The organism is Amycolatopsis sp. NPDC059027 (assembly GCF_042739735.1).
In the GTDB taxonomy this organism is placed as follows: Bacteria; Actinomycetota; Actinomycetes; order Mycobacteriales; family Pseudonocardiaceae; genus Amycolatopsis.
Genome location: NZ_JBHYIK010000018.1, coordinates 8694 through 12931 on the forward strand (window position 1 = coordinate 8694; position 4238 = coordinate 12931).

Here is a 4238-nt window from a genome sequence, read left to right on the forward strand (position 1 = left end):
CTACCTCCCCACCCCCCCACCCTTCCTCGTGGGCCCCTTCCCCCCCGCCGCTTGTGTTCTTTTTATCCCAATTGGTTCCCAACTCCGCCCCTCAATGTGGCATTCACGGACCTTCGAGCCCTACTTCTTGTAGCCAGCGCGGCGGAGGGCGTCGGCCATGGCACCGCCGCCGCCGAAGTCGTTGCCCCGGCCCCCACCGCGGCCACCCTGCTGGCCACCGCGGCGCTGGCCCTGGCCACCGCCCTGACCGCGACCACCGCCGCCGCCCTGGCGGCCACCACCCTGACCGCCACCGCCGCGACGGTCCTGCGAGCCGGAGCCACCGGCGCCGGGCTCGTCGTCGAGGCGCAGCGTCAGCGAGATCCGCTTGCGCGGCACGTCGACGTCGAGGACCTTGCACTTCACGATGTCGCCGGGCTTCACGACCTCACGCGGGTCCTTGACGAAGTTCTTCGACAGCGCGGAAACGTGCGCGAGACCGTCCTGGTGCACGCCGACGTCGATGAACGCGCCGAACGCGGCGACGTTCGTGACCACGCCCTCCAGCGTCATGCCCGGCTTGAGGTCGGAGATCTTCTCGACGCCGTCGACGAAGGTCGCGGTCTTGAACGCCGGACGCGGGTCGCGGCCCGGTTTGTCCAATTCGGACAGGATGTCGGTGACGGTCGGGAGCCCGAAGGTCTCGTCCACGAAGTCCGCCGGGCGCAGCTTCTGCAGCGTCCGGGTGTTGCCGATCAGCTCGCGGATGTCCGAGCCGGTGGTCGACAGGATCCGCCGCACCACCGGGTAGGCCTCGGGGTGCACGGACGAGGAGTCGAGCGGGTCGTCGCCGTCCGGGATCCGCAGGAAGCCGGCGCACTGCTCGAACGCCTTCGGGCCGAGCCGCGCGACGTCCTTGAGCGCGGTCCGCGAGCGGAACGGCCCGTGCTGGTCGCGGTGCCCGACGATGTTCTCGGCGAGGCCCGTCGTGATGCCGGAAACGCGGCTCAGCAGGGGAGCGGACGCGGTGTTGAGGTCGACGCCGACGGCGTTCACGCAGTCCTCGACGACGGCGTCGAGCGAGCGCGACAGCGAGACCTCGGAAAGGTCGTGCTGGTACTGCCCGACACCGATCGACTTCGGGTCGATCTTGACCAGCTCGGCCAGCGGGTCCTGGAGGCGCCGCGCGATGGAAACCGCGCCACGCAGGGAAACGTCGAGTTCCGGCAGTTCCTGCGAGGCGAAGGCGGACGCGGAGTAGACCGACGCGCCCGCTTCCGAGACGACGACCTTCGTGAGCTTCAGGTCCGGGTACTTCTTGATCAGCTCGCCGGCGAGCTTGTCGGTCTCGCGCGAGGCGGTGCCGTTGCCGATCGAGATCAGGTCGACCTTGTGCCGGGCGCAGAGCGCGGCGAGTTCGGCGATCGAGGCGTCCCACTTGTTCGCGGGCTGGTGCGGGTAGATCGTGTGCGTCGCGACGACCTTGCCGGTCGCGTCGACGACGGCGACCTTGACGCCGGTGCGGAAGCCGGGGTCGAGACCCATCGTCGCGCGGGTCCCGGCGGGGGCGGCGAGTAACAGGTCACGCAGGTTCGACGCGAACACGCGCACGGCGTCGTCCTCGGCGGACTGGCGCAGCCGCATCCGCAGGTCGATGCCCAGGTGCAGGAGGATCTTGGTGCGCCAGGCCCAGCGCACGGTGTCAGCGAGCCACTTGTCGCCGGGACGGCCCTCGTTCGCGATGCCGAAGCGCTGCGCGATGCGCTGCTCGTACTCGGTCGGCCCGACGCGCGGCTCCTCGGTGGCCTCTTCCGACTCCATCGTGAGGTCGAGGATTTCTTCCTTCTCACCACGGAACATCGCGAGGATGCGGTGCGAGGGGAGCTTGGTGTACGGCTCGTCGAACTCGAAGTAGTCGGCGAACTTGGCGCCGGCCTCGGCTTTGCCCTCGCGGACCTTGGAGGCGAGCCGCCCCTGCGTCCACATCTTCTCGCGCAGTTCGCCGATGAGGTCGGCGTCCTCGGCGAAGCGCTCGACGAGGATCGCACGGGCGCCGTCGAGCGCGGCCTGCGCGTCCGCGACGCCCTTTTCGGCGTCGACGAACACCGCGGCGGCGGCCTGCGGGTCGGTGTTCGGGTCGCCGAGCAGCCCGTCCGCGAGGGGCTCCAGCCCAGCCTCGCGGGCGATCTGGGCCTTGGTGCGGCGCTTCGGCTTGTACGGGAGGTAGATGTCCTCCAAGCGGGACTTCGTGTCCGCCGCGACGATCTGCGCCTCCAGCTCGTCGGTGAGCTTGCCCTGGGTGCGGATCGAGTCGAGCACCGCGACGCGGCGTTCGTCCAGCTCACGCAGGTAGCGGAGGCGCTCCTCGAGCGTGCGCAGCTGCGCGTCGTCGAGCATGCCGGTGACTTCCTTGCGGTACCGGGCGATGAACGGCACCGTCGAACCGCCGTCGAGCAGGTCGACCGCGGCCTTGACCTGCCCCTCGCGCACCCCCAGCTCTTCGGCGATCTTCTGCTCGACCGACTGCACGCTCACTGCCACGCTCCCGCTCCGCCTATGGATGTGTGCTCTGATCCTGCACCGTCCTGATCCAGCATTGTGCCGTCCGGCCGGTGCGACGTTCGGACTGGGCCTCCCGGGCTAGTCCCTTGACACCCATATTGGTCTAGTCCATTTTGGGGGGACTCAGTTCACCCATTCGTGGAGGCCAACGTGGTCCTCAAACCCAGGAACGCTCTCCTCGCCCTCTTTTCCACGCTCGCGCTGTGTCTCGGCGTCACGCTCACGTTGAGTGGAAGCGCTTCCGCGGCGAACATTCTGTCCAACCCGGGATTCGAGGCCGGGACGCTTTCCGGTTGGTCCTGCACCGGCACGTCCGCCGTGGTGACCAGCCCGGTGCACAGCGGCCAGGGCGCGCTGAGCGCGACCCCGGCGGGCCAGGACAACGCCCAGTGCTCCCAGACCGTCACCGTGCAGGCGAACACCGCCTACAAGCTTTCGGCGTGGGTGCAGGGCAGCTACGTCTACCTCGGTGTTTCCGGCACCGGCGGCTCGGACACCAGCACCTGGACGCCGGGCGCGTCCGGCTGGCAGCAGCTGTCGCTGAGCTTCACCACCGGCGCGTCGACGCAGGTCACGGTGTATCTGCACGGCTGGTACGGGCAGCCCGCCTACTACGCCGACGACGTCAACCTCGACGGCCCCGGCACACCACCGACAACGACGGCTCCGACCACTCCGACGACTACTGTTTCTACGACGCCGCCGACCACGACCACGACCACCACGCCGCCGACCGGCTCGCTGCCCAAGCACGTGCTGACCGGCTACTGGCAGAACTTCTACAACGGCGCGAAGGCGTTGAAGCTGGCGGACGTCCCGAGCAGCTACAACATCGTCGCCGTGGCCTTCGCCGACGCCGACCCGAGCAACCGCGGCGGGGTCACGTTCACCCTCGATCCCGGGCTTTCCTCGCAGCTCGGCGGGTACACCGACGCGCAGTTCAAGGCCGACATCAAGACGCTCCAGTCGCGCGGGCAGAAGGTGATCCTTTCCGTCGGCGGGGAGAAGGGCACGATCAGCGTCGGCGATTCTTCGGCGGCGTCGAACTTCGCGAGCAGCATGAAGTCACTGATCGCGCAGTACGGCTTCGACGGCGTCGACATCGACCTGGAGAACGGCATCAGTGCGACGTATATGGGTTCCGCGCTGCGCAGCATCCACGCCGGCGGCGGCACGGTGATCACCATGGCGCCGCAGACCATCGACATGCAGTCGACGTCCGGTGGGTATTTCCAGCTGGCGCTGAACGTCAAGGACATCCTGACCGTGGTGAACATGCAGTACTACAACAGCGGCGCGATGAACGGGTGCGACGGGAACGTCTACTCGCAGGGCACGGTGGACTTCCTGACCGGGCTCGCCTGCATCCAGCTCAAGGGTGGTTTGCGCGCGGACCAGGTCGGCCTCGGCCTGCCCGCGTCGTCCCGGGCGGCGGGCGGCGGGTACCAGTCGCCGTCGAACACCGTGTCGGCGCTGAACTGCCTGGCCAAGGGCACTTCGTGCGGGAACTTCAAGCCGCCGGCCACGTACCCGGAGATCCGCGGCGCGATGACCTGGTCGATCAACTGGGACGCCTCGAACGGCTACTCCTTCGCCACCACCGTCCGCTCCGGCCTCGACACCCTCCCCTAACCGCTCGCCTCCCTCCCGCGGAAATGCCGTTAAGGCCACCTTACGGGCGTCTGACGCCCGTAAGG

The 4238-nt window shown here is 68.6% G+C and carries 2 protein-coding genes; one reads left to right on the plus strand and one right to left on the minus strand.

What is annotated here, in order from left to right; all coding sequences use genetic code 11:
• Positions 1 to 120: 120 nt before the first annotated feature.
• A complete protein-coding gene (locus ACFWY9_RS14660; protein ID WP_378323123.1) occupies positions 121 to 2514 on the minus strand; it encodes a Tex family protein in 2394 nt (797 codons plus the stop codon).
• 177 nt (positions 2515 to 2691) lie between these two features.
• On the opposite strand from ACFWY9_RS14660, the gene ACFWY9_RS14665 reads away from it, so the two are divergent.
• Positions 2692 to 4173: a chitinase gene (locus ACFWY9_RS14665; protein WP_378322756.1), complete on the plus strand. Its 1482-nt coding sequence runs from the start codon at positions 2692 to 2694 to the stop codon at positions 4171 to 4173.
• Positions 4174 to 4238 lie beyond the last annotated feature (65 nt).